Origin of the sequence: Nonomuraea endophytica (assembly GCF_014203235.1) — a bacterium.
Taxonomy (GTDB): Bacteria; Actinomycetota; Actinomycetes; order Streptosporangiales; family Streptosporangiaceae; genus Nonomuraea; species Nonomuraea endophytica.
The window spans coordinates 183,489-202,281 of the sequence record NZ_JACHIN010000010.1 but is presented as its reverse complement, the minus strand read 5'-3'; the positions used below and the strand labels follow the sequence as shown (position 1 = coordinate 202,281).

Genomic DNA, 18,793 nt, shown 5'->3' with positions numbered 1-18,793 from the left:
GGGGCGGAATCGGCGAGCGTCAGGCTTGAACGGAGAGCATCGCGTCGCGGATGTTCACGCAGTGCTCCAGGGCGAAGGCGACCGCCTCAGCGGCCATCTCCGGACCCCAGTCCTGCGTGCCGAGAACCTTGATGAGGGCCTGGCGGACGTCGCCGAAGGCGTGGTCCTCGCCGGTCAGGACCGGGTCCGCTGCCTGCTGGAGGGCGCGGAGGTTCAGCAGCAGGCAGTCGGCGAGGACAACGGCGGGCAGCTCGTTGCCGCTGCCGAGACCTTCCGCCATCGTTCGCAGGGGGATCAGGCTGTACATCGGGGCTCCTTGTCGGGTGAGGTCGGGCCGTGCTGGCTGGACGCGGCCTGGAAAGCGGTTTGGCTTGCGGGTTAGTGGCCAGTGTTCCGGCAGACCGGCTGGCCCTGGGAGACGGAAACTGCGATCCCGTCGCAGGTCCGGCAGGACGCGGGCTCGGCAGCCAGCAGCTCGTAGGTGGCGTCGATCGCGGCCGAGACGATCAGCTGGGCGTCCCGGCCCGTCGCCGTGCCCACCGTCGTGTTCAGGGAACCAGCGGCGATGGCGGCGGCGTCGTGGGCGCTGTCCTCGATCCGGTGGTAGAGCTCCGTCCAGGTGAGGGCGTAGCGGTCAAGGTTGGCGCTTTCAGCGGCGGCCCAGGCCACGGCGTCGATGATGTACTCCGTGCACGTTCCCGCGGCTCGCGCCTCGGCGGCCTTCACGTACAGCGGGAGCGGCTCGCCGGCCTCGTACTCCACCGGCGGCGGGACCTGGGCGGGGTCGTCGGCGACGACTTCGGTGTGGAAGCAGCCGCCGCTCTTTTCCCAGGTCGCGTTGCCGGGGCGCTTCCAGCCGTGGCCAGCGAGGAACTGGTCCCAGTCGGGGATCGGCCGACAGAGGCAGGTGAGGGTGTCGAGGACGGCGACGACCATCTCGCTGGCGAAGAGGCTCTGGCTGTCGGTTTCCGGCTCGTCGGTGTCGGCCTGGGTGATGACGACCAGGTAGTGCTCGTGCAGCTTCTCACCGTCGAGGTCGGCGAGGAAGGTGTTCGGTTCGACGATGCCGGTAGCGACGTAGCGGGTCTGGGGCATGGCGTTCCTTCCGGGAAATGCCGCAGGGACCGGCGTTTGCCGGTCCCTGCTGGCGGTTTGGCTTGTGGGTTGTGTTCTGCTTCTAGGTTCGGAGCCGGTTGGCGCGGCCCCTTCGTGCGGCGTTTTCGCAGCTCAGACTGTGTTTGGTCTTCGGTGATCTTCTCATGACGCTTGCGTTTTCGCAACTAAACCAAATGTCGTGCTGTGACCAGCTCAGACGGTCCCCAAACGCACCGACAACCCGACCAGACCCCCAAGGTTCAACCCGTCCCGAAACTCCCCCAGCGACCCCTACAGACGTTTCTGGCCAGCGATACGGCTTGCCTTATGAGCCAGACGATAACGCGACGACTTACCCTTCCCCTCACGCGCCAGGACGTCCTCAGCCGCCAGGACCATCACAGCCCGACCGAACGTCGGCAACGTCGCCCCGACTCGCACCCGCAACTCACGAGCACCGAGCGACTCCCCCCGAGCCTCCACCAGCGCCCGGACGATCTCCGTCTTCACGGCATCGAGCGTGGGCTGCGCAGGCATCGGCTTCAACAGCCGGTACCGAGTAATCGGCCCCTTGCCCTCCCGAGCGACAACACCCAACGACATCAGGTCCTGCATCGCCCGGCCGAACGTCGGCTGCGAGACCCCCACCGCCGAACGCAACTCCCCCGCCCCCAGCGACCGGCCGCCTGCGTCCGTCAGCATCCTCAAGACCGTCTCCGTGGTCCGCTCAAGCTGAGCCTTCCCGCCCAGACGGACCCGCTTGGCCTCCCCCTCGAACGTCGGGTAGATCCACAGCCACGCCTGCTCATACGAAGGCTTCTCCACCGCCACACGCTCGATCACCTGCATCAGCAAGGAGCGACGCTCCAGCACACCCAGACTCGGCCACTCCGCCACGAGGCCGTCCATGACCTGCCGGGCGGCATGATGCGAGATCCGAGTCTCTTCGGAATCCACCTCCAACTGCCGGAGAGACTCCCGGAACCTCTGCTGCTCCGCCAGCAACGCGTCGCGGGTACGCAGATACGAATCCTCAGGAATCAGGCGGCGGGTCAGCAGGAGGGTCTGGTGGTCGAGATCTGCCGCGACCCGCTCCACCTCCTTCGTCAGCCGACGCACGTCCTTCTCACGCTGCGCGGGCTCGACAGTCACGGCCGCGGCGGCAGCCTCGATCTCCGGTGCCCACCCCCGAAGGACGCTCACCACCGCCTCATCCACTGCGCGCTTAGGCACATGCCGCGATCCGCACACCTCCTCGTCGTGGCGAGCCCTGGATCCGCAGAAGAACGAGGCAGAATGCTGCAACAGGTGCATGCCACCGCCGCAGTGCCAGCAGGTGATGAACGACACGTAGTGATGGACAGAACGGACCCGGCGAATGACCCTCCCAGCTCGCAACGCCTGGTACTTCGCCCACAGCTCCGGGCTGATGAGAGCTTCGTGAGCTCCAGGCCGAAAGACCTTGCGCGGGCAGCGGGAGGGCCTACGACAAGCGCACTCCGGATCGTGGATGCGGATCAGGCCAGCGGCGAAGCCCCTGTCCATGAGCTGCAAAACGGTCTCGGCGCTCCATAGGAGACCGCCGGAGGTCCTGAAGCCCCTCCGATTCAGCTCCCGGGCCAGGGACGCGAAGTTCTGGTCCACGACCCACGTCTCGTACAGCTCGGCGTGCATCTCGGCGGCGCCCGACTCCATGTCCGGCTCGTAGCGCTCTTCGCCGTCAGATGGATCTCGTAGGGTGTGCGTCGGCGAGAGAGGGTGAGGCATGCGCCCGCGCCGGATGTACCCGAAGTAGGCGCGACCGTAGGGCGGCAGACCACGCGCGACCCGGTTCTGATACGCATCGGCCCACGACTCGCCAGCCCGATCCGACTCGAAGGCAGCGATCTCCATGAGCACGCCGCGGGTCAACTTCCCCACCGCAGTACGCGCGTCCACCTCTTCAGTGGAGGAGATCAGCTCACCGCCGGCTGCTTCCACTCTGGCGAGGTTGAGCTGGTTCCCGGTCCGGTTCCGGCCGAACCGGGAGTACTTCCAGACGAGGATTGCTTTGGACGTCCCCTTCTCGACCTGGGCAATCGCGTCCATGATCTTGCGCTGAAATGTCCGTCCGGACACGTCCAGGTCTTCTATCCAGCCGCCTTCGGGCCACATGCCCGGCGGGATGTAGTAACCCCGCCGGGCGGCGTAGGACTCAATGGAGTCACGCTGAATGGCTGGCGAGATTTTCTCTTCCAGCATCATCGAGACGCGGATGTACCCGATCGCCGGAATCAGACCCGCCACGGCCAGCGCGCCGCTTCTTGATTCGCTCATGCGTCATGCTTGCACCAACGTAAAGCGTGGGCACCAACACGAGGGTCAACAGGGTCGAGGAGATCAGGCCGCCGATGACCACGATGGCCAGCGGCTGCGAGATGAATCCGCCCGACCCGGTCACGCCCAGCGCCATCGGGGTGAGGGCGCAGATCGTCGCCACCGCCGTCATCAGGATCGGCCGCAACCTGCGCCGGCCGCCTTCGACGACCGCCTCGACGATGCCCATGCCCTGCTCGCGGTACTGGTTGATCAGGTCGATCAGCACGATCGCGTTCGTGACCACGATGCCGATCAGCATCAGCATGCCGATCAACGCCGGCACGCCCAGCGCCGTGTCCGTCGCCACGAGCAGGCCGATCGCGCCCGTCGCCGCGAACGGGATCGACACCAGCAGGATCAGCGGCTGGATGAACGAGCGGAACGTCGCCACCATGATCATGAAGACGATCGCGATCGCCGCGAGCATCGCGATGCCCAGGTCCGAGAACGCCTCCGCCTGGTCGGCCGAGACGCCGCCGATGGTGTAGGAGGCGCCGGCGCCCAGGGCCACGCCGTCCAGCTTGGTCGTCAGCGTCTGCGTGACGCTGCCCAGGTCGCTGCCGGCCGCCTTGGCCGAGATCGTCGCCGAGCGTTCGCCGTCGATGCGCGAGACCTGCGTCGGCCCGGCCACCTCTTCGACGTCGGCCACCGACGACAGCTTGATCAGGCCGGCCGCGGTCGGCAGCTTCAGCTTCTCGATCTCCTCGATGTCGGCGGGCGCGTCGTCGCCGCGGAGCACCAGGTCGGAGGAGCGGCCGTCGAGCGTGATCTCGCCCAGCGGCGCGCCGCGGAAGGCCTGCGCCACGGCCTGGCCCACCTGGGCCTCCGACAGGCCCTTCTCGGCCGCCTTCTCCCGGTCCACCCGCACCTCGACGCGCGGCGCGCTGGCCTCCAGGTTCGAGGACACGTCACGCAGGCCCGGCACGTCGGCCATCGCGGTCTTGACCGCCTCGGACGCCGTGCGCAGCGACTCCGCCTCCGGCGCCTGGACGATCACGTCGATCGAGTCGGAGGAGAACCCGCCGCTCTGCGCGCCGACCTTCACCTCGCCGACGCCGCTCAGCCCTTCCAGCCGCTCGCGGATGCGCTGCTCCACCGCGACCGTGTCGACGTCCTCCTTCAGCGTCACCGAGTACGAGGCCCGGTCGGCGCCACCGCCGACGCCACCCTGCATCTGGTTGCCGCCACCCACGTTGACCTGGTAGGACTCCACGCCGTCCAGGCCGGACAGCGAGTCCTCCACCTTCTTGGCCGCCGCGTCGGTCGTCTTCAGGTCGGTGCCGACCGGCATCTTCTGGCTGATCGAGATCGTGTTCTGCCCGGAGGAGTCCAGGAAGTTCGTGCGCATCTGCCCGGCCAGGCCCATCGTGCCGACGAACACGGCCACGCCGATGAGCAGCGTCACCACCCGGAAGCGGGTCGCGAAGCGCAGCACCGGCAGGTACATGCGCTGCAGCGGGCTGCGCAGCTCCTTCGCCTCGGCCTTCTCGCGGTAGGCGCGCGCCTGCTCGGGCGTCAGCTTCGGCGTCTTCAGGAACCAGTACGCCAGCACCGGCACCACGGTCAGCGACACCACGAGCGAGGCCAGCAGGGCGACGGCCACCGTGACCGAGAACGGGCCGAACAGTTCGCCGACCATGCCGCCGACGACCGCGATCGGCGCGAACACCGCCACCGTGGTCAATGTGGAGGCGGTGACCGCTCCCGACACCTCGCGGACCGCGGTCAAGATGGCTTGGAGTTTGGCCTCGCCGTACGCGAGATGGCGTTTGATGTTCTCCAGCACCACGATCGAGTCGTCGACCACGCGGCCGACGGCGATCGTGAGCGCGCCCAGCGTCAGCATGTTGAGCGAGTAGTCGCCCGCCCAGAGCGCGATGAGCGCGATGACCACCGACAGCGGGATCGAGACCGCGGTCACCAGCGTCGAGCGCACCGACAGCAGGAAGACCAGAATGACCAGCACGGCGAAGGCCAGGCCGAGCAGGCCCTCGGTGGTCAGGCTCTTGATCGACTCCTGGACGTAGGGGGCCTGGTCGAAGACCACCTCGACCGCGGTGTTCGAGGAGTCGCCCAGCGACTTGGTCAGCTCGGGCAGCTTCTCGCGGATCTCGTCGGAGATCGTCACGGCGTTGCCGTCGGGCGACATCGTCACCGACACGCCGAGGCTGGTGTGGCCGTCGGTGCGGGTGATCGTGCTCGCGTCGGCCAGGCCGCGCTCGACCGTCGCCACGGAGCCGAGCTTGACCGGCTTGAGCGGCTTCGGCGTCGGGATGGCCTGCGGCGGGGCTTGGCCGGTCTGCGGGCGGCCCTGCGGCTGCCCCTGGGGCTGACCCTGCGGCCGGCCCTGCGGCTGTGCCTGGGCCGGGTTCTGCGGCTGAGCCTGGGGCTGGGCCGGGGTGAGGTAAAGGTCCTTGAGCTTGTTCAGCGAGTCGACCCGGGCGCCCACCTGGACCGACAGGGACTTGCCGTCATCGGTCAGCGAGCCGGCCGGGATCGGCGTGCCGTTGGCCTTCAGCACCTCGGGGATCTGCGCCGCCGACACGCCCGCCTTGGCCATCTTCTTGGCGTCGGGGGTGATGGTGACCACCTCGTCGCGGGTGCCGGTGACCGACGCCTCGCGTACGCCCTCGACGGCCTGCAACTCCGGCACCATGATCGTGCGCAGCTTCTCGGCCATCGCCCGGGAGTCGCCGCCGTCGCCCACCGACAGCACCATCACCGGGATGTCGTCGGTGTTGCCGGCCACGACCTGCGGATCGACGTTGTCCGGCAGCTGTGACTGGATGCGGCTGACCGCCGTCTGCATCTTGTTGAGCGAGGCCTCGATGTCGGTGCCGAAAGCGAAGGCCACCTGGATCTGGGCCAGGCCCTCCTTCGAGGTGGAGGTGATCTGCTCCATGCCCTCGATGCCCTTGAAGGAGTCCTCGATGGGCTTGGTGACCTGGTCCTCCACGATCTCCGGCGAGGCGCCCGGATAAGGAGCGACCACGAACGCGCCGGGGAAGGCCAAAGAGGGCAGCAACTGCTGCTTCAACTGCGGAATCGTGAATGCGCCGAACGCGCTGAGCACGATCGCGACCAAGATCACAAGGCTGCGGTTGACAAGGCTCAACCGGGCGAAAGCGGTCATGGGGGTCCCTTCAGAGTTCGCCCCAGACTAACACTTCGCCTTGCACGAATATTTAACGACCTATGGACTTCCTGATAACCTTCTCAGGAAGCAAGGGGTGAGTGTGGACGACGAACGCGCCGAACTGATCCGCCGGATCACCGAGACTCATCGTGAGCTGGGACGATTCCTCACCCAAGATCGATCACCCCTCTTCGACAGCAACCTGACCCTGCGTCAGCTCAAGGTCGTCATGATCGTGTCCTACCACGGCTCGGCCTCCGGTCAGGACCTCGCGCACAGCCTCGGCGTCGGCCTGGGCACGGTCACCGGCATCGTCGACCGCCTCGTCGCCCACGGCCTGGTCAGCCGCTACGAGGACCAGCACGACCGGCGGGTACGCCGCATCCGGCTGACCGACGCCGGCCGCGAGCTGATCGAGCAGATCAACGACACCGGCCTCGGCCACTTCCGCCGCATCATGGAACGCCTCGACCTCGACACCCTGAAGACACTCGCCGAGGTCACCGAGAAGATCCACGAAGTGGCCCACTGTCTCTGAACCCGGCTACTCCAGCCGGGCCAGCGTCCTCGGCAGCGGTCCTTCGTGCACCACCGTCAGCCGCCGCGTCGCCCGCGTCACCGCCACATAAAGGTCGCGCCCGCTCATCCCCGCCGGATCGACCACCACCACCGTGTCGAACTCCAGCCCCTTGGCCTGCGTCACCGTCAGCACCGCCACCGGCGCGTCGAGGTCGTCGCCGCCCGGGAACAACGCCGCCACCCGCGCGTGCCCGGCGTCGGAGACGATCACCCCGGCCCGGCCCTCCCCGATCGCCGCCAGCTCGGCCGCCACCAGGCCGGGCAGCACCTCGGGCCCGCCCGCCACCGCTCTGGGCTCGGCGCCGCCCTCACGCACCGACTCCGGCGGCTCGTGCCCGGGGTCGATCTCCCGCAGCACGTCGGCGGCCAGCCGCATGATCTCCACCGGCGTCCGGTAGTTGACCAGCAGCCGCTCCTCCCGCCACCGGCCCTCCAGATAGGGATCGAGCATCTGGGCCCACGTGCGCGCCCCGGCCGCCGAGCCGGTCTGCGCCACGTCGCCCACCACGGTCAGCGAGCGGGCCGGGACCCGGCGCATGACCAGCCGCCAGGCCATCGCCGACAGTTCCTGCGCCTCGTCCACGATCACGTGGCCATAGGCCCACCTGCGGTCGGCGGCGGCCCGCTCGGCCAGGCTCTGCCACGGCCCGTCGTCGTGGTGGCGCTCGGCCAGGCCGCCGCCCTCCAGCAGGTGGCCGACGCCGGCCAGCCGCACCACTTCGCTCGCGAACAGTTCCTCCTCCTCGCGCTCGCCGTCGCCCTCGCGGGCGGCCGCGCGCCGGGCGGAGTCGTCCTCGCCCAGGAGTTCGGCCGCCTCGTCCAGCAGCGGGACGTCGCCGACCGTCCACGCGGCGTCCAGGGGCCGCAGCAGAACTTGGCGGTCGAGCCCTTCCGGCACGGTCCTGGCCAGCGCCTCCGGGTCGGCGAACGTCTCGCCGATCAGGCGCTGCGGAGTCAGCTCCGGCCAGAGCTCGTCGACCGCGCGGCGTACCGTCTCCTCCGCCCACAGGCGCTCGGAGCCCAGCCTGAGATCGGTCTCGTCGAGGTCGCGATCCAGCTCCAGCGGCGTGTACTCGGGGTCGTCCAGGTCCTCGATGCGCAGCGCCGCCTCCAGGGCCCGCGCCTCGGCCACGACCAGTTCCTTGAGCAGCTCGGTCACGAACAGCTTGCGTGCCATGTTGTGCGGCAGCCGGACCGCGCGGGCCCGCCGCCGCAGCGCGGCGCACGTCTCGTGCGCGACCCGCAGCGGCAGGCCGTCGTAGGAGATCTCCAGGTCGCCGTCGGGCAGGCGCTGGCGGTCGCGCACCGCCGCCGCCACGAAGTCGGCCATCCGCAGGTCGCCCTTGACCAGCGCGACAGGAGCCGGGTCGTGGACGGTGGCGCGCACGCCGGGGAACAGCTCGCCCACCGTCGCCATCACCACCTGCGTCTCGCCCAGCGCGGGCAGCACCTGGCCGATGTAGCGCAGGAACATCGGGTTCGGGCCGACCACGAGCACGCCGCGCCGGTCGAGGGCGCCGCGGTGGGTGTAGAGCAGGTACGCCGCCCGGTGCAGCGCCGCGACCGTCTTTCCGGTGCCGGGTCCGCCCTGCACCACCAGCGCCCCCTGGAGCCCGGCCCTGATCACCCGGTCCTGCTCGGTCTGGATGGTCGCCACGACGTCGGTCATCCGGCCGGTGCGCCCCCGGCGCAGCGCCGCCAGCAGCGCGGCCTCCCCGACCAGGTCGCGGCGGTCGCGCTCGCTCATCCCGGCCAGGTCGAGCACCTCGTCGTCCAGGCCCACCACCGTGCGCGCGCGGGTGTGCAGGTGGCGGCGCCGTACCAGACCGGCGGGGTCGGCGGGGGTGGCTACGTAGAAGGGGCGCGCGGCCGGCGCGCGCCAGTCGATGAGGACGGACTCGTGCTCGTCGTCGCGCAGGCCGATGCGGCCGATGTAGATGGTGCGGCCGCCGGTCTCGTCGATGCGGCCGAAGCACAGGCCCCGCTCGACCGCGTGGAGCTGGGCCAGGCGGCCGGCCTGCTCCCCCGCGGTGACCTCGCGCTCGACCAGCATCCGGGCGGTCAGGCCCGCTCCGCCGCCGCCGTGCACCTCGCGCAACGCCCGCTCGGCCCGCTCGCGCGCGAGGTCAAGCCTGCCGTACAACATCGAGACCTTGACCTGCTCGGACTCGATCGCCTCAGCCAGAGCACTTTGACGATTGGACATCGCGTGGTATACTCCTAACTGGAGATATGTAGCTGTCGGCCGATTATCAGGCCAAGCTTCCACCATACCACCGCGTGCGATCGCACGCGGTTTTTGCGTCTTACGACCGTTTTACGGCGTGCGGCATTGACTCCCCGGTAGATCGAGGAGGCATGCCATGACCGACATAGATCCTGTCCGCGTGTTCCCGCGCAAGCTCATCATCGGCGCCGTCGCCGCGCTGGTGATCACCACCACCGGCGGAGCGGGCGTGGCCACCGCGGCCAGCGCCTCGCCCACCCCCGCCCCCAGCGACAGCGCCACGCCCACCGAGACCCTGGCGCCCACCGAGACCCCGACCGCCGAACCCCCGAGCGCCAGCGCGGAACCGCCCAAGCGCGCCCACCTCAGGGCCATGGGCGGCATCCGCAGCGAGGTCGTCGTGCCCAAGGCCGGCGGCGGCTACCAGACCATCGCCACCCACACCGGCGAGGTCACCGCCACCGACGCCGACAGCATCACCGTCAAGAGCGAGGACGACTTCTCCCGCGAGTACACCGTCAACGACACCACCCGCGTCAACGCCGGCCGCGAGGGCCTCGCCGGTGTCAAGAACGGTGACACCGTCCACGTCACCGCCACCGTCGAGGGCGACAGCGCCACCGCCCAGCAGGTCACCGACCTCACCCGCCCGGAAGCCGGGCCCGAGACCCTGCCCGGCCACTTCAAGGTGCTGCCCGGCATCATGCCGCCCGACATCGCCGTCAAGAAGCGTCTGCCCGAGAGGGAGTGACGGGCGCGCTGCTAGCTTCGAGGCCGTGTCCGCTTACCTGACCGAACTGTTCTCCCTGGCCGGCCGTCGCGCCCTCGTCACCGGCGGCAGCTCCGGCATCGGCTACACGATGGCCGAGGCCATCGGCCGCGCCGGCGCCGAGGTGGTCATCGTCGCCCGCCGGCGGCCCGAGCTGCGCCGGGCCGCCGACCGGCTGGCCGCGCACGGGGTCAAGGCCTCATGGATCAGCGCCGACCTCGGCGACCGGGCCGACCTCGACCGGGTCGTCGAGGAGGGCGGTGAGATCGACATCCTCGTCAACGACGCCGCCAACAACATCCGCAAACCCATGGCCGAGCTCACTGACGAGGACTACGAGCAAACCATCGCGCTCAACCTCACCGCCCCCTACCTCCTCGGCCAGCACCACGGCCCGCGCATGGCCGCGCGCGGCTGGGGCCGTATCATCAACATCGGCTCGCAGCAGACCAACAGCGCCTTCGGCAACAGCGGCGTGTACGGCGCCGCCAAGGCCGCCATCGCCGGCCTCACCCGCTCCCAGGCCGAGGCCTGGTCCCGCGACGGCGTGTGCGTCAACACGATCATCCCCGGCTTCGTGCTGACCCCGCTCACCGAACCCGCCCAGGCCATCCCCGGACGCACCGAGGAACTCGCCGCCCGCCACATGAGCGGCCGCAACGGCCTGCCCGCCGACTTCGCCGGCGCCGCCGTCTTCCTCGCCTCGTCCGCCTCGGCCTTCGTCACCGGCCAGCAGCTCTTCGTCGACGGCGGCTTCTCGGTGCACTGACGGCGGCGCGTACGCCCTCGGCATCGTCCCGTCGGCGGAGGGCGCCTCCAGGGGTTTCGTCCCAGGTGAGGACGCCCGCGCGGCCCGCCGCTGGAAGGGTTTTGAGCACACCCACCGACACGAAGGCGGTTGCTTTGCTCAGATCCCCGGGCGCGCCCCTGCTCGCCGGAGCCCTCCTGCTCACCGGGCTCGCCGCCCCGGCCCAGGCGGCGGCCACACCCGCCATCTCCTGGGGCGCGTGCGCCCAGAAGGTGGCGGGCATGGAGTGCGGGACGCTCACCGTCCCCCTCGACCACGCCAACCCCAGGGCCGGCACCCTCGACGTCGCCGTCTCCCGCTTCAAGGCCACCGGTAAGCGCATCGGCTCGCTGGTCATGAACTTCGGCGGCGGCGGCAACGGCGTCGCCATCCTGGGCGCCACCCACGCCCAGTACCAGGCGCTGCGCGCCGGATACGACCTGATCGGCTTCGACCCGCGCGGCTCCGGCGGCACCGCGCCGGTGCGCTGCGGCGACGGCCGCGCCTGGGCCCGCCTGGTCGAGCTCGACCCCGGCTACACCAAGGCGTTCCGCCGCGAGACGGCCGCGTTCGTCCGCGCCTGCGCCAAGGACTCCGCCCGGATCCTGCCGCACGCCGGCACCGCCGACACCGCCCGCGACCTCGACCGCCTGCGCGCCGCACTCGGCGAGGACAAGCTCCACTACTACGGCAAGTCCTACGGCAGCGCCCTCGGCGGCGTCTACGCCACCCTCTTCCCCGGCAGGCTCGGCAGGATGGTGCTCGACGCCGGCGTCGAACCCCGCCAGAGCCTCCTCCAGCTGGAACGCGGCGTCACCCTCGCCCTCCAGTCCAGCTACGAACGTTTCCTCGCCGACTGCGCCCGCCGCGCCTGCGAACTCGGCAAGAACCCGGCCAGAACCGTCGAACGCCTGCTCAAGCGCCTGGAGCACAACCCGCTGCGGGTCGGCGAGCGCCGCCTGGGCCGCGCCCTGGCCACCTCGGCGCTGACCTTCGCCACCGCGCCCGAGGCCTGGCCCGGCCTGTCGGCGGCGCTCGGCCAGGCGGTCAAGGGCGACGGCGAGACCCTGCTGGCCGTCTCCGACTACGTGACCCAGCCCCAGCCCGGCGGCACCTACGGCTCCTACGCCAGCACCGCCACCAACCTCGCCGTCTACTGCCGCGACCGGATCCGCCCCAGCGAGAAGGAGCTGCGCCGCGACCAGGCCGAGCTGACCCGCCTGTCGCCGGTGTTCGGGCCGATCGGGGTCACCAGTGGGTTCCTCGCCGCGGGCTGCCGTTACTGGCCGGTCGGGGCCGACGCCGAAGGCCGCACCGTCACGCACACCGGCGCCACCCCCGTCGTCGTCATCGGCTCCCGCAAGGACGTCGCCGCCCCGCTGAGCGGCGCCGCCGGCCTCGCCAAGCAGCTGCGCACCGGCATCCTCCTCACCTACGAGGGCGACCTGCACGGCGCCTACCCCGGCGGCGGGCCGTGCGTCACCGGCGCGGTCGAGGGATACCTGCTGCGCGGCGAACGGCCAGGCCGGAACCTGTCCTGCCCTGCCGTACCGTGAACCCATGGACGAGCGCCCTCTGCTGCTGGTGGGACGGCTGCGCCACCGGCACTGGGTAGCGCTGGACGTCGCCATGGCCGCCGGTCTCACCCTCCTGCTGGGCGGCGCGGCCGTGGCGCTCGGGACACCGGCTGCGGCGCCTTACGTCGTGTGCATGTACGCGCCGCTCGCGGTGCGGCGGCTGTGGCCCCTGCCGGTGCTGGTCGCCATCTCCGCGGCGGCCGCCCTGTCGTTGCAGGCCGGGATCGTGCCGACCGGGCCGCTGGAGGTGGACGGGTTCCCCGACGCGCTGCGGGTGCTGGCCTGGAACCAGCCGATGGCGGTGACCATCGCCCTGTACACGGTCGCGGTCAACTGCCGGCGCGGCACCGCCCTGGCCGCGCTGCTGGTCGTGGGCATCGGGCTGAGCGCGATCATCCTGGGTACGCGGCCCGCGTCCGAGGCGGTGGGAGCTGTGCTGATCTGCTGGTTCCTGTTCGCCAGCCAGTGGGCCACCGGGCTGGTCGTGCGCGAGCGCCGCCTGTACATGACGCGGCTGGCGGCCAGGACCGCGCGCGAAGCCGTACTCGATGAGCGGCTGCGCATCGCCAGGGACCTGCACGACAGCGTGGCGCACAGCATGAGCGTGATCACCGTTCAGGCGTCCGTGGCCGCGCACGTGGCCGAGGCGCGGCCGGCGGCGGCGCGCGAGGCCCTGGCCCTGATCGAGGCGACCGGCAGGGCGGCGCAGGTCGAGATGCGGCGCATGCTCGGGCTCCTGCGCCGCGAGGACGACGGCGCCCCCGGCGACGCGCCGGGGCTCGCCGCGCTGCCGGAACTGGCCGGCGCCGCCGGGGCCGCGGGCGTCGAGGTCACCCTCGACGTGGACCCCGGGCTGCGGCTGGGCAACGGGCCGGGGCTGACCGTGTACCGGCTGGTGCAGGAGGCGCTCACCAACACGGCCAAGCACGCCGCGCCCACCCGCTGCCTGGTCACCGTCGCCGCCGCCCGCGACGGGGTGCGGGTGCGGATCACCGACGAGGGGCCGCGATCCGGACGGCGTGTGGAACCGCCCATGAGTGGCGGCCATGGGCTGGCGGGGATGCGCGAGCGCGTCGCGCTCTACGGTGGCGAGCTGACGGCCGGGCCGCTGCCCACGGGTGGGTTCGCCGTGGAGGCCTTCCTGCCCGATGAGACCGTGGGCGCGCGGCTCGCCCAGGAGGAGCGGTGAAGCGGCGCACGGTCCTCGTCGCCGACGACGAACGGCTGGTGCGGGCCGCCTTCCGCATGCTCATCGACAGCTCGGACGACCTGGTCACGGTCGGCGAGGCGGGCACCGGCGACGAGGCCGTCGCGCTGGCCGCCGAACTGCTTCCGGACGTCGTGCTCATGGACATCCGCATGCCCGGCATGACCGGCCTGGAGGCCACCGGCCGCATCCGCGCGCTGCCCGGGGCCGAGGGGGTGCGCGTGCTGGTTCTGACCACCTTCGACCTCGACGAGTACGTCTACGGGGCGTTGCGCGCGGGGGCCAGCGGGTTCCTGCTGAAGGACACGCCCGCCGCCGACCTGCTGGCCGCGCTGCGTGTGGTCGCCGACGGGCAGGCGCTGCTCGCGCCCAGCGTCACCACGCGCCTGATCGCCGAGTTCGCCCGCCGCCCCGGGGGCGCCGCGAAAGGCAGTGCTGTGAAAGGCAGTGCTGTGAACGGTCGTGACGGGAGCGGTGGTGGGAGTGTGGGGCGCGCGAGTGTGCCGATGGCCGAGCTGGCCGGGTTGAGCGAGCGCGAGCGGGAGGTGCTGCTCCTGATCGCCCGCGGCCGCACCAACGACCAGATCGCCGAGCACCTGGGCATCTCACGCGTGACGGTCAAGACCCATGTCCGCCGCCTGCTGGCCAAGCTCGACGCGCACGACCGGGCCCAGCTGGTCGTCGTCGCCTACGAGTCCGGCCTGGTGACGCCGGGCCACTGAAGGCCTCCTTTACGTTGTAGATTTACCGCGCCGGGCCCGGTACGCGGCGGCCTTGGCCCGGTTCTGGCAGGCCAGCCCGCAGAACCGGCGCGAGGCGTTCCGCGTGACGTCGAAGAACACCAGCTCGCACCCCGCCGCCTGGCACGAGGCCAGCCGCTCCCCCTGCCCGACGCCGATGACCATCGCCAGCGCCGTCCCCGCGTCCGCGGCCATCGCGCCGGCCACGTCGGCCTCGACCGCGTGAAAGGCCAGCACCGGAGGCTCACCGTGGAGGTTGGGGACGGCGCCGTGCCGTACCAGGAGGGCGTTGAGCTCGGCCACGCCCGCGTACGGCCCGTCCGTGAAGGCGGGTCGCAGGGCGGTGGCCACCTCGGCCAGCCGGTCGGTGTCGAGCGGGCCGCCGCCGCCCGCGCCGCGGGGGTGGCGGGCGCGCCAGTCCGCCAGCGCGGGTTCGAGCGCCGCCAGCCGTTCGGCCGCCGTCGCGGGAAGCGGCCGGGTACGGCCCTGCGCGTGGTCAACGGCGAGGACGTTCACCAGCACGACGGCCAGCTCCGCCCATCGCCCGACATAACTGTCTATTTGGGATTGACCAGTGATGCGCCAGGCGTCTATCGTCACTGTCATAATCTTATTAGACAGTGAGAGGTCACCTCATGTCCACGATCTCCAGACTTGCCCGCAGCATGTGGCACCAGTTGGAGCCCGTCCACGCCGCCGTCTACTTCGCCTGGCGCACCGCGCCTCTGGGCACGGCCGGCCCGCACCTGGTCAGCGCCGCCTACTACAGCTTCAGCCCGGCCATGATCGCCGAGCACGTGCCGGCCATCTGGGCCACCGCCTCCCCCGCCGAGGTGCTGACCGCCCGTCTGGAAGCCGTTGACCACCTCTACCGCGACTGGCTGGGCGACCAGCTGACCTCCCCAGCCCTGGCCGAAGCCGCCGAGCTGGCCCGGTCAGCGGCCGAGAGCATCACCACGCCCGGACGCCCTCTTGCCGCCGCCAACCTCGACCAGCCCTGGCCCGCCGAGCCGCACCTGGCGCTCTGGCAGGCGGCGACCATCCTGCGCGAGCACCGCGGCGACGGGCACCTCGCCGCGCTCCAGGCGGCCGGGCTGGACGGCTGCGAGTCGCTCGTCTCCTTCGCCGCCATCGGCGCCGCGCCGGTCGAGACCTTCGCCGGCCGCGGCTGGAACTCCGAGGAATGGGCGGCCGCCGCCGAACGGCTGCGCGAGCGCGGGCTCATCGACTCCGACGGCCTGGCCACCGAGGCCGGACGCGCGCTGCGCGACCAGGTGGAACGCATGACCGACGAGCTGGCCGCCGCGCCGTGGCGCGGCCTGGGCGAGGAGCGTGCCCAGCGCCTGGCCCAGCTCAACGGCCCGGTCCTCGGCGCGGTCTTCGAGGCCGGTGTCCTGCCCATGACCAGCACGCTGGGCATCGCCACCGTCAAGGCCCCGGACTGACGATGATCGAGCGACTGACGGGTGAGTCCGCGCGGGCCCGCGTCGAGGCCCTGGTCACGGTGTACCGGGAGGCGTTCGGGCCGCCGCCGTGGAACGAGGGCGAGGACGAGATCGAAGCCTTCCGCGTGCGGCTCGCCGAGGACTCCCGGCGGGCGGGGTTCGTGGCGGTGCTCGCCACCTCGGACGGCCGCCCCTGCGGATTCGGCACCGCCTTCACCACCCCTTCGCCCCTCCCCCAGCGCCGCTCCTACACGTGGGCGGCGGAGATCGCCGGAGCCGAGCGGCTGACCGGGGCGCTGGAGGTGACCGAGCTGGCCGTCTCGCCGCAGGCCCGCGGCCGGGGCCTGGCCGGCCGCATGCTGGACGAGCTGTGCGCCGGCGCGCCACGCCGCTGGCTGCTGACCTCCACGCAGGCGCCGGACGCCGTGCGGCTCTACGAACGGCTGGGCTGGTGGCGGCTCAACGACGGGCCGGGGGCGATCGTGTTCACCTGGGATATGGTTGCCTCAGACGTTAACGGTTAAGGGCTGGGGACAGTGAACGACCTGGACGCCACGCTATCAGCGCTCGCCGACCCGACCCGGCGCAAGGTCGTCGACCTGCTCCGGGAGGGGCCGCGACCGGCCGGGGAGCTGGCCGAGGCGGTCCAGATGAGCGCGCCCGCGCTCAGCCGGCACCTGCGGGTGCTGCGCGTCGGCGGGCTCGTCCAGGCCGAGACCGGCGACGACGACGCCCGCCTGCGCCTCTACTCGCTGCGCCCCGAGCCCTTCACCGCGCTGCAGGCCTGGCTGGACCAGGTCCAGGCGTTCTGGGCCGAGCAGCTCGGCTCGTTCAAGGACCACGTGGAGCGCGAGCGGTGAGCGGGGGCACCGACTCGGTCACCGTGAGCGTGACGGTGGCCGCCGATCCCGGCACCGCGTTCCGGGTGTTCACCGACGAGATCGACGCCTGGTACGTGCGCGGGCCGTACAGCTGGGTGAACGCCGAGCGGGCGGCCGGGATCAGGTTCGAGGACGGTTACCTGCGCGAGGTCTGGAAGGACGGCGGGCACGTCGACACCGGCCGGATCCTCTCCTGGGAGCCGCCCCGGCGCCTGGTGTGGGCCGACCTGCTCAACGACGGGGCGATGGAGATCGAGGTGGAGTTCCGCGGGGTGGCCGGCGGCACCGAGGTCGTGCTGGTGCACCGCGGTCTGGACACGCTGCCACCGGACGTGGCGGGGCGGATCCGCCGCGGGTACTCCTGGAACATCGGCCTCAAGTGGTACGCCGACTTCCTCGGCCGCTGACGGGTCAGCGTCTGCCGTACTTCTTGTGCGCGGCCTGCTTGCTCACCCCGATCGCGTCGGCGATCGTCGCCCAGGGCAGGCCCGCGACCCGCGCCCGGCGGACCTGCACCGCCTCCATGCGCTCGATCTCGCGCCGCAGCGCGGTCGTGGCCCGCAGGGCCGCCAGCGGATCCTCGTCCTGTGCCTGCCGTACCAGGGCTGCCAGGTCGTTCGTCATGGACTAAAGGTAGTCCAGCAACAGCGTTGTGATCACCTTCGGACGTTCCAGGGACGGCAGATGACCGGCCCAGTCGAGCTCCACGAGCCGCGCGTCCGGCAGGTTCTCCGCCAGGTGGCGGGCGCTCTGCCGGAAGTGGAGCAGGTCGTGGGCGCCGCCGACGACCAGGGCCGGCACGCCGATCCCGGCGAGCGTGAAGTCGGGCTCGAACTCGTCCACCTCGCGGCCGAGCTGCAGCGAGAAGGCCCGCGCCTGCATCTCCGCGACCAGGGCGCGCACCTCGTCCGTGGCCTCGGGGCCGAGCCAGGTGGCGGCGTTCAGCTCGGCGGCGGCCTGGATGTCGCCCAGTTCCAGCAGCCGGTCCTCCTCGGCGCCGAACGCCCTGAGGTCGTCGGTCCTGGGCAGGTCGGAGCCCGGGTTGAGCAGCACCAGGCGGGTGGCGCGGCCCTGCTGGGCCAGCTGGAGTGCGATGCGGCAGCCGTAGGAGGATGCGACGATCGCCGCGCGCTCGTGTCCCTCCGCGTCCAGCACGTCCGCGACGTCCCCGCAGGTGCTGAACGGCTCCGCCGACTCGTAAGGGGTACGGCCGAAGCCCCGGTAGTCGGGGGTGATGACGCGGAAGCGCTCGGTCAGCTCCGCCAGCTGGGGCTCCCACATGCGGGAGTCGGCCACGCCGGCGTGCAGCAACAGCACCGGGTCGCCGGATCCGGCCGCGCCGTACCAGATCGTCATCGTGACTCCAGGACCAGGCGCAGACCGAGCCCGATGAGCACGACGCCGGAGATCTGCTCCAGGCGGCGGCGCACGGACGGGCGGGAGAGCAGCGCCTTGGCGCGGGCGACCGTCCAGATGACCAGGCCGTACCAGATGGTGTCGACGAGCACCCAGATGACGGCGAGGGCGACGAGCGTGAGCGGCACGTTCTGGCCCTGGGGCACGAACTGCGGCAGGAACGACAGGGCGAACACCGCGGCCTTGGGGTTGGCCAGGCAGGTGCCGAGGCCGGCGAGGTAGGACCGGCGCCAGCCGTCCACGGCCACGGGTTCGGCGAGCGCGGGATCTGCCGCTGCCTGGCGGCGCTTGCGGGCCTGCCACAACGACTGCGCGCCCATGTACAACAGGACGCCGGCGCCCGCCACGCGCATCACGTCATAGGCGAACTGGGAGGCCAGCAGCAGAGCCGACAGGCCGAAGGCGGCGGCCAGGGCCCACAGGAAGATGCCGGTCTCGTTGCCGAGCGTGGCGGCCATGCCGGAGCCTCGGCCCGCGCGCAGCGTCTGGCGCAGGATGATCGCGGTGCTCACCCCGGGGACCATCGCCACCAGGACGCACGCGCCGATGAAAGCGAGAAGATACATGGCGGCCATA

At 71.3% G+C, this 18,793-nt stretch carries 19 protein-coding genes; 10 read left to right on the top strand and 9 right to left on the bottom strand.

The annotated features are described in order from the left end of the window. Nucleotides 1-19 precede the first annotated feature (19 nt). The 4 genes from HNR40_RS33490 to HNR40_RS33475 all read right to left on the bottom strand — a co-directional run bounded on the left by HNR40_RS33490 (nt 20) and on the right by HNR40_RS33475 (nt 6,586). Nucleotides 20-307 carry a hypothetical protein gene (locus HNR40_RS33490; RefSeq protein WP_184968505.1) on the bottom strand — a complete coding sequence of 96 codons (288 nt, stop codon included), beginning with the start codon at nt 305-307 and terminating at the stop codon, nt 20-22. A gap of 71 nt (nt 308-378) precedes the next feature. Then, nucleotides 379-1,095 carry a hypothetical protein gene (locus HNR40_RS33485; protein WP_184968503.1) on the bottom strand — a complete coding sequence of 239 codons (717 nt, stop codon included), beginning with the start codon at nt 1,093-1,095 and terminating at the stop codon, nt 379-381. A gap of 291 nt (nt 1,096-1,386) precedes the next feature. After that, on the bottom strand, nt 1,387-3,411 hold the full coding sequence (locus tag HNR40_RS33480; protein WP_184968501.1) for a recombinase family protein: 2,025 nt from the start codon (nt 3,409-3,411) through the stop codon (nt 1,387-1,389). Further along, on the bottom strand, nt 3,299-6,586 hold the full coding sequence (locus tag HNR40_RS33475) for an efflux RND transporter permease subunit (RefSeq protein WP_184968499.1): 3,288 nt from the start codon (nt 6,584-6,586) through the stop codon (nt 3,299-3,301). The genes HNR40_RS33480 and HNR40_RS33475 overlap by 113 nt, the downstream gene beginning before the upstream one ends. A 103-nt stretch (nt 6,587-6,689) precedes the next feature. Here HNR40_RS33475 and HNR40_RS33470 point away from each other — a divergent pair, with 103 nt between their 5' ends. Then, nucleotides 6,690-7,127 carry a MarR family winged helix-turn-helix transcriptional regulator gene (locus HNR40_RS33470; protein WP_312896622.1) on the top strand — a complete coding sequence of 146 codons (438 nt, stop codon included), beginning with the start codon at nt 6,690-6,692 and terminating at the stop codon, nt 7,125-7,127. Nucleotides 7,128-7,133: 6 nt separating this feature from the next. Here the strand turns inward: HNR40_RS33470 and HNR40_RS33465 are convergent, their stop codons facing one another. Next, on the bottom strand, nt 7,134-9,374 hold the full coding sequence (locus tag HNR40_RS33465; RefSeq protein ID WP_184968495.1) for a HelD family protein: 2,241 nt from the start codon (nt 9,372-9,374) through the stop codon (nt 7,134-7,136). 157 nt (nt 9,375-9,531) lie between these two features. On the opposite strand from HNR40_RS33465, the gene HNR40_RS33460 reads away from it, so the two are divergent. From HNR40_RS33460 to HNR40_RS33440, 5 genes are all read left to right on the top strand, one after another. Further along, on the top strand, nt 9,532-10,146 hold the full coding sequence (locus HNR40_RS33460; RefSeq protein ID WP_184968493.1) for a hypothetical protein: 615 nt from the start codon (nt 9,532-9,534) through the stop codon (nt 10,144-10,146). Between the two features lie 25 nt (nt 10,147-10,171). After that, nucleotides 10,172-10,933, top strand: a complete 762-nt coding sequence (locus HNR40_RS33455) for an SDR family NAD(P)-dependent oxidoreductase (protein ID WP_184968491.1) — start codon at nt 10,172-10,174, stop codon at nt 10,931-10,933. 134 nt (nt 10,934-11,067) lie between these two features. Beyond that, nucleotides 11,068-12,507: an alpha/beta hydrolase gene (locus tag HNR40_RS33450; protein ID WP_184968489.1), complete on the top strand. Its 1,440-nt coding sequence runs from the start codon at nt 11,068-11,070 to the stop codon at nt 12,505-12,507. A 4-nt stretch (nt 12,508-12,511) separates the two neighbouring features. Beyond that, complete coding sequence (locus HNR40_RS33445; protein ID WP_221341161.1) at nt 12,512-13,717, top strand: sensor histidine kinase; 1,206 nt, start codon at nt 12,512-12,514, stop codon at nt 13,715-13,717. Between the two features lie 56 nt (nt 13,718-13,773). Further along, nucleotides 13,774-14,457, top strand: a complete 684-nt coding sequence (locus HNR40_RS33440; RefSeq protein ID WP_184968957.1) for a LuxR C-terminal-related transcriptional regulator — start codon at nt 13,774-13,776, stop codon at nt 14,455-14,457. A 9-nt stretch (nt 14,458-14,466) separates the two neighbouring features. Here the strand turns inward: HNR40_RS33440 and HNR40_RS33435 are convergent, their stop codons facing one another. Further along, complete coding sequence (locus tag HNR40_RS33435; protein WP_221341160.1) at nt 14,467-15,081, bottom strand: CGNR zinc finger domain-containing protein; 615 nt, start codon at nt 15,079-15,081, stop codon at nt 14,467-14,469. A 29-nt stretch (nt 15,082-15,110) separates the two neighbouring features. Here HNR40_RS33435 and HNR40_RS33430 point away from each other — a divergent pair, with 29 nt between their 5' ends. The 4 genes from HNR40_RS33430 to HNR40_RS33415 are packed head-to-tail and all read left to right on the top strand — an operon-like array spanning nt 15,111 to nt 17,208. Continuing rightward, complete coding sequence (locus HNR40_RS33430; RefSeq protein WP_184968487.1) at nt 15,111-15,920, top strand: SCO6745 family protein; 810 nt, start codon at nt 15,111-15,113, stop codon at nt 15,918-15,920. A 2-nt stretch (nt 15,921-15,922) separates the two neighbouring features. Beyond that, nucleotides 15,923-16,444 carry a GNAT family N-acetyltransferase gene (locus HNR40_RS33425; protein ID WP_184968485.1) on the top strand — a complete coding sequence of 174 codons (522 nt, stop codon included), beginning with the start codon at nt 15,923-15,925 and terminating at the stop codon, nt 16,442-16,444. Between the two features lie 12 nt (nt 16,445-16,456). Beyond that, nucleotides 16,457-16,780, top strand: a complete 324-nt coding sequence (locus tag HNR40_RS33420) for an ArsR/SmtB family transcription factor (RefSeq protein WP_312896620.1) — start codon at nt 16,457-16,459, stop codon at nt 16,778-16,780. Then, on the top strand, nt 16,777-17,208 hold the full coding sequence (locus tag HNR40_RS33415) for an SRPBCC domain-containing protein (protein ID WP_184968483.1): 432 nt from the start codon (nt 16,777-16,779) through the stop codon (nt 17,206-17,208). Before HNR40_RS33420 ends, HNR40_RS33415 begins: the two co-directional genes overlap by 4 nt. Before the next feature lie 4 nt (nt 17,209-17,212). Here HNR40_RS33415 and HNR40_RS33410 read toward each other — a convergent pair whose 3' ends face one another. From HNR40_RS33410 to HNR40_RS33400, 3 genes are read right to left on the bottom strand one after another with little or no spacing between them, the layout of a single operon-like run. Next, nucleotides 17,213-17,425, bottom strand: a complete 213-nt coding sequence (locus HNR40_RS33410) for a hypothetical protein (RefSeq protein WP_184968481.1) — start codon at nt 17,423-17,425, stop codon at nt 17,213-17,215. 3 nt (nt 17,426-17,428) lie between these two features. Continuing rightward, nucleotides 17,429-18,157 carry an alpha/beta fold hydrolase gene (locus HNR40_RS33405; protein ID WP_184968479.1) on the bottom strand — a complete coding sequence of 243 codons (729 nt, stop codon included), beginning with the start codon at nt 18,155-18,157 and terminating at the stop codon, nt 17,429-17,431. Continuing rightward, nucleotides 18,154-18,783, bottom strand: coding sequence for a LysE family translocator (locus tag HNR40_RS33400; RefSeq protein WP_184968477.1), 630 nt, complete (start codon nt 18,781-18,783; stop codon nt 18,154-18,156). The genes HNR40_RS33405 and HNR40_RS33400 overlap by 4 nt, the downstream gene beginning before the upstream one ends. Nucleotides 18,784-18,793: the final 10 nt, after the last annotated feature.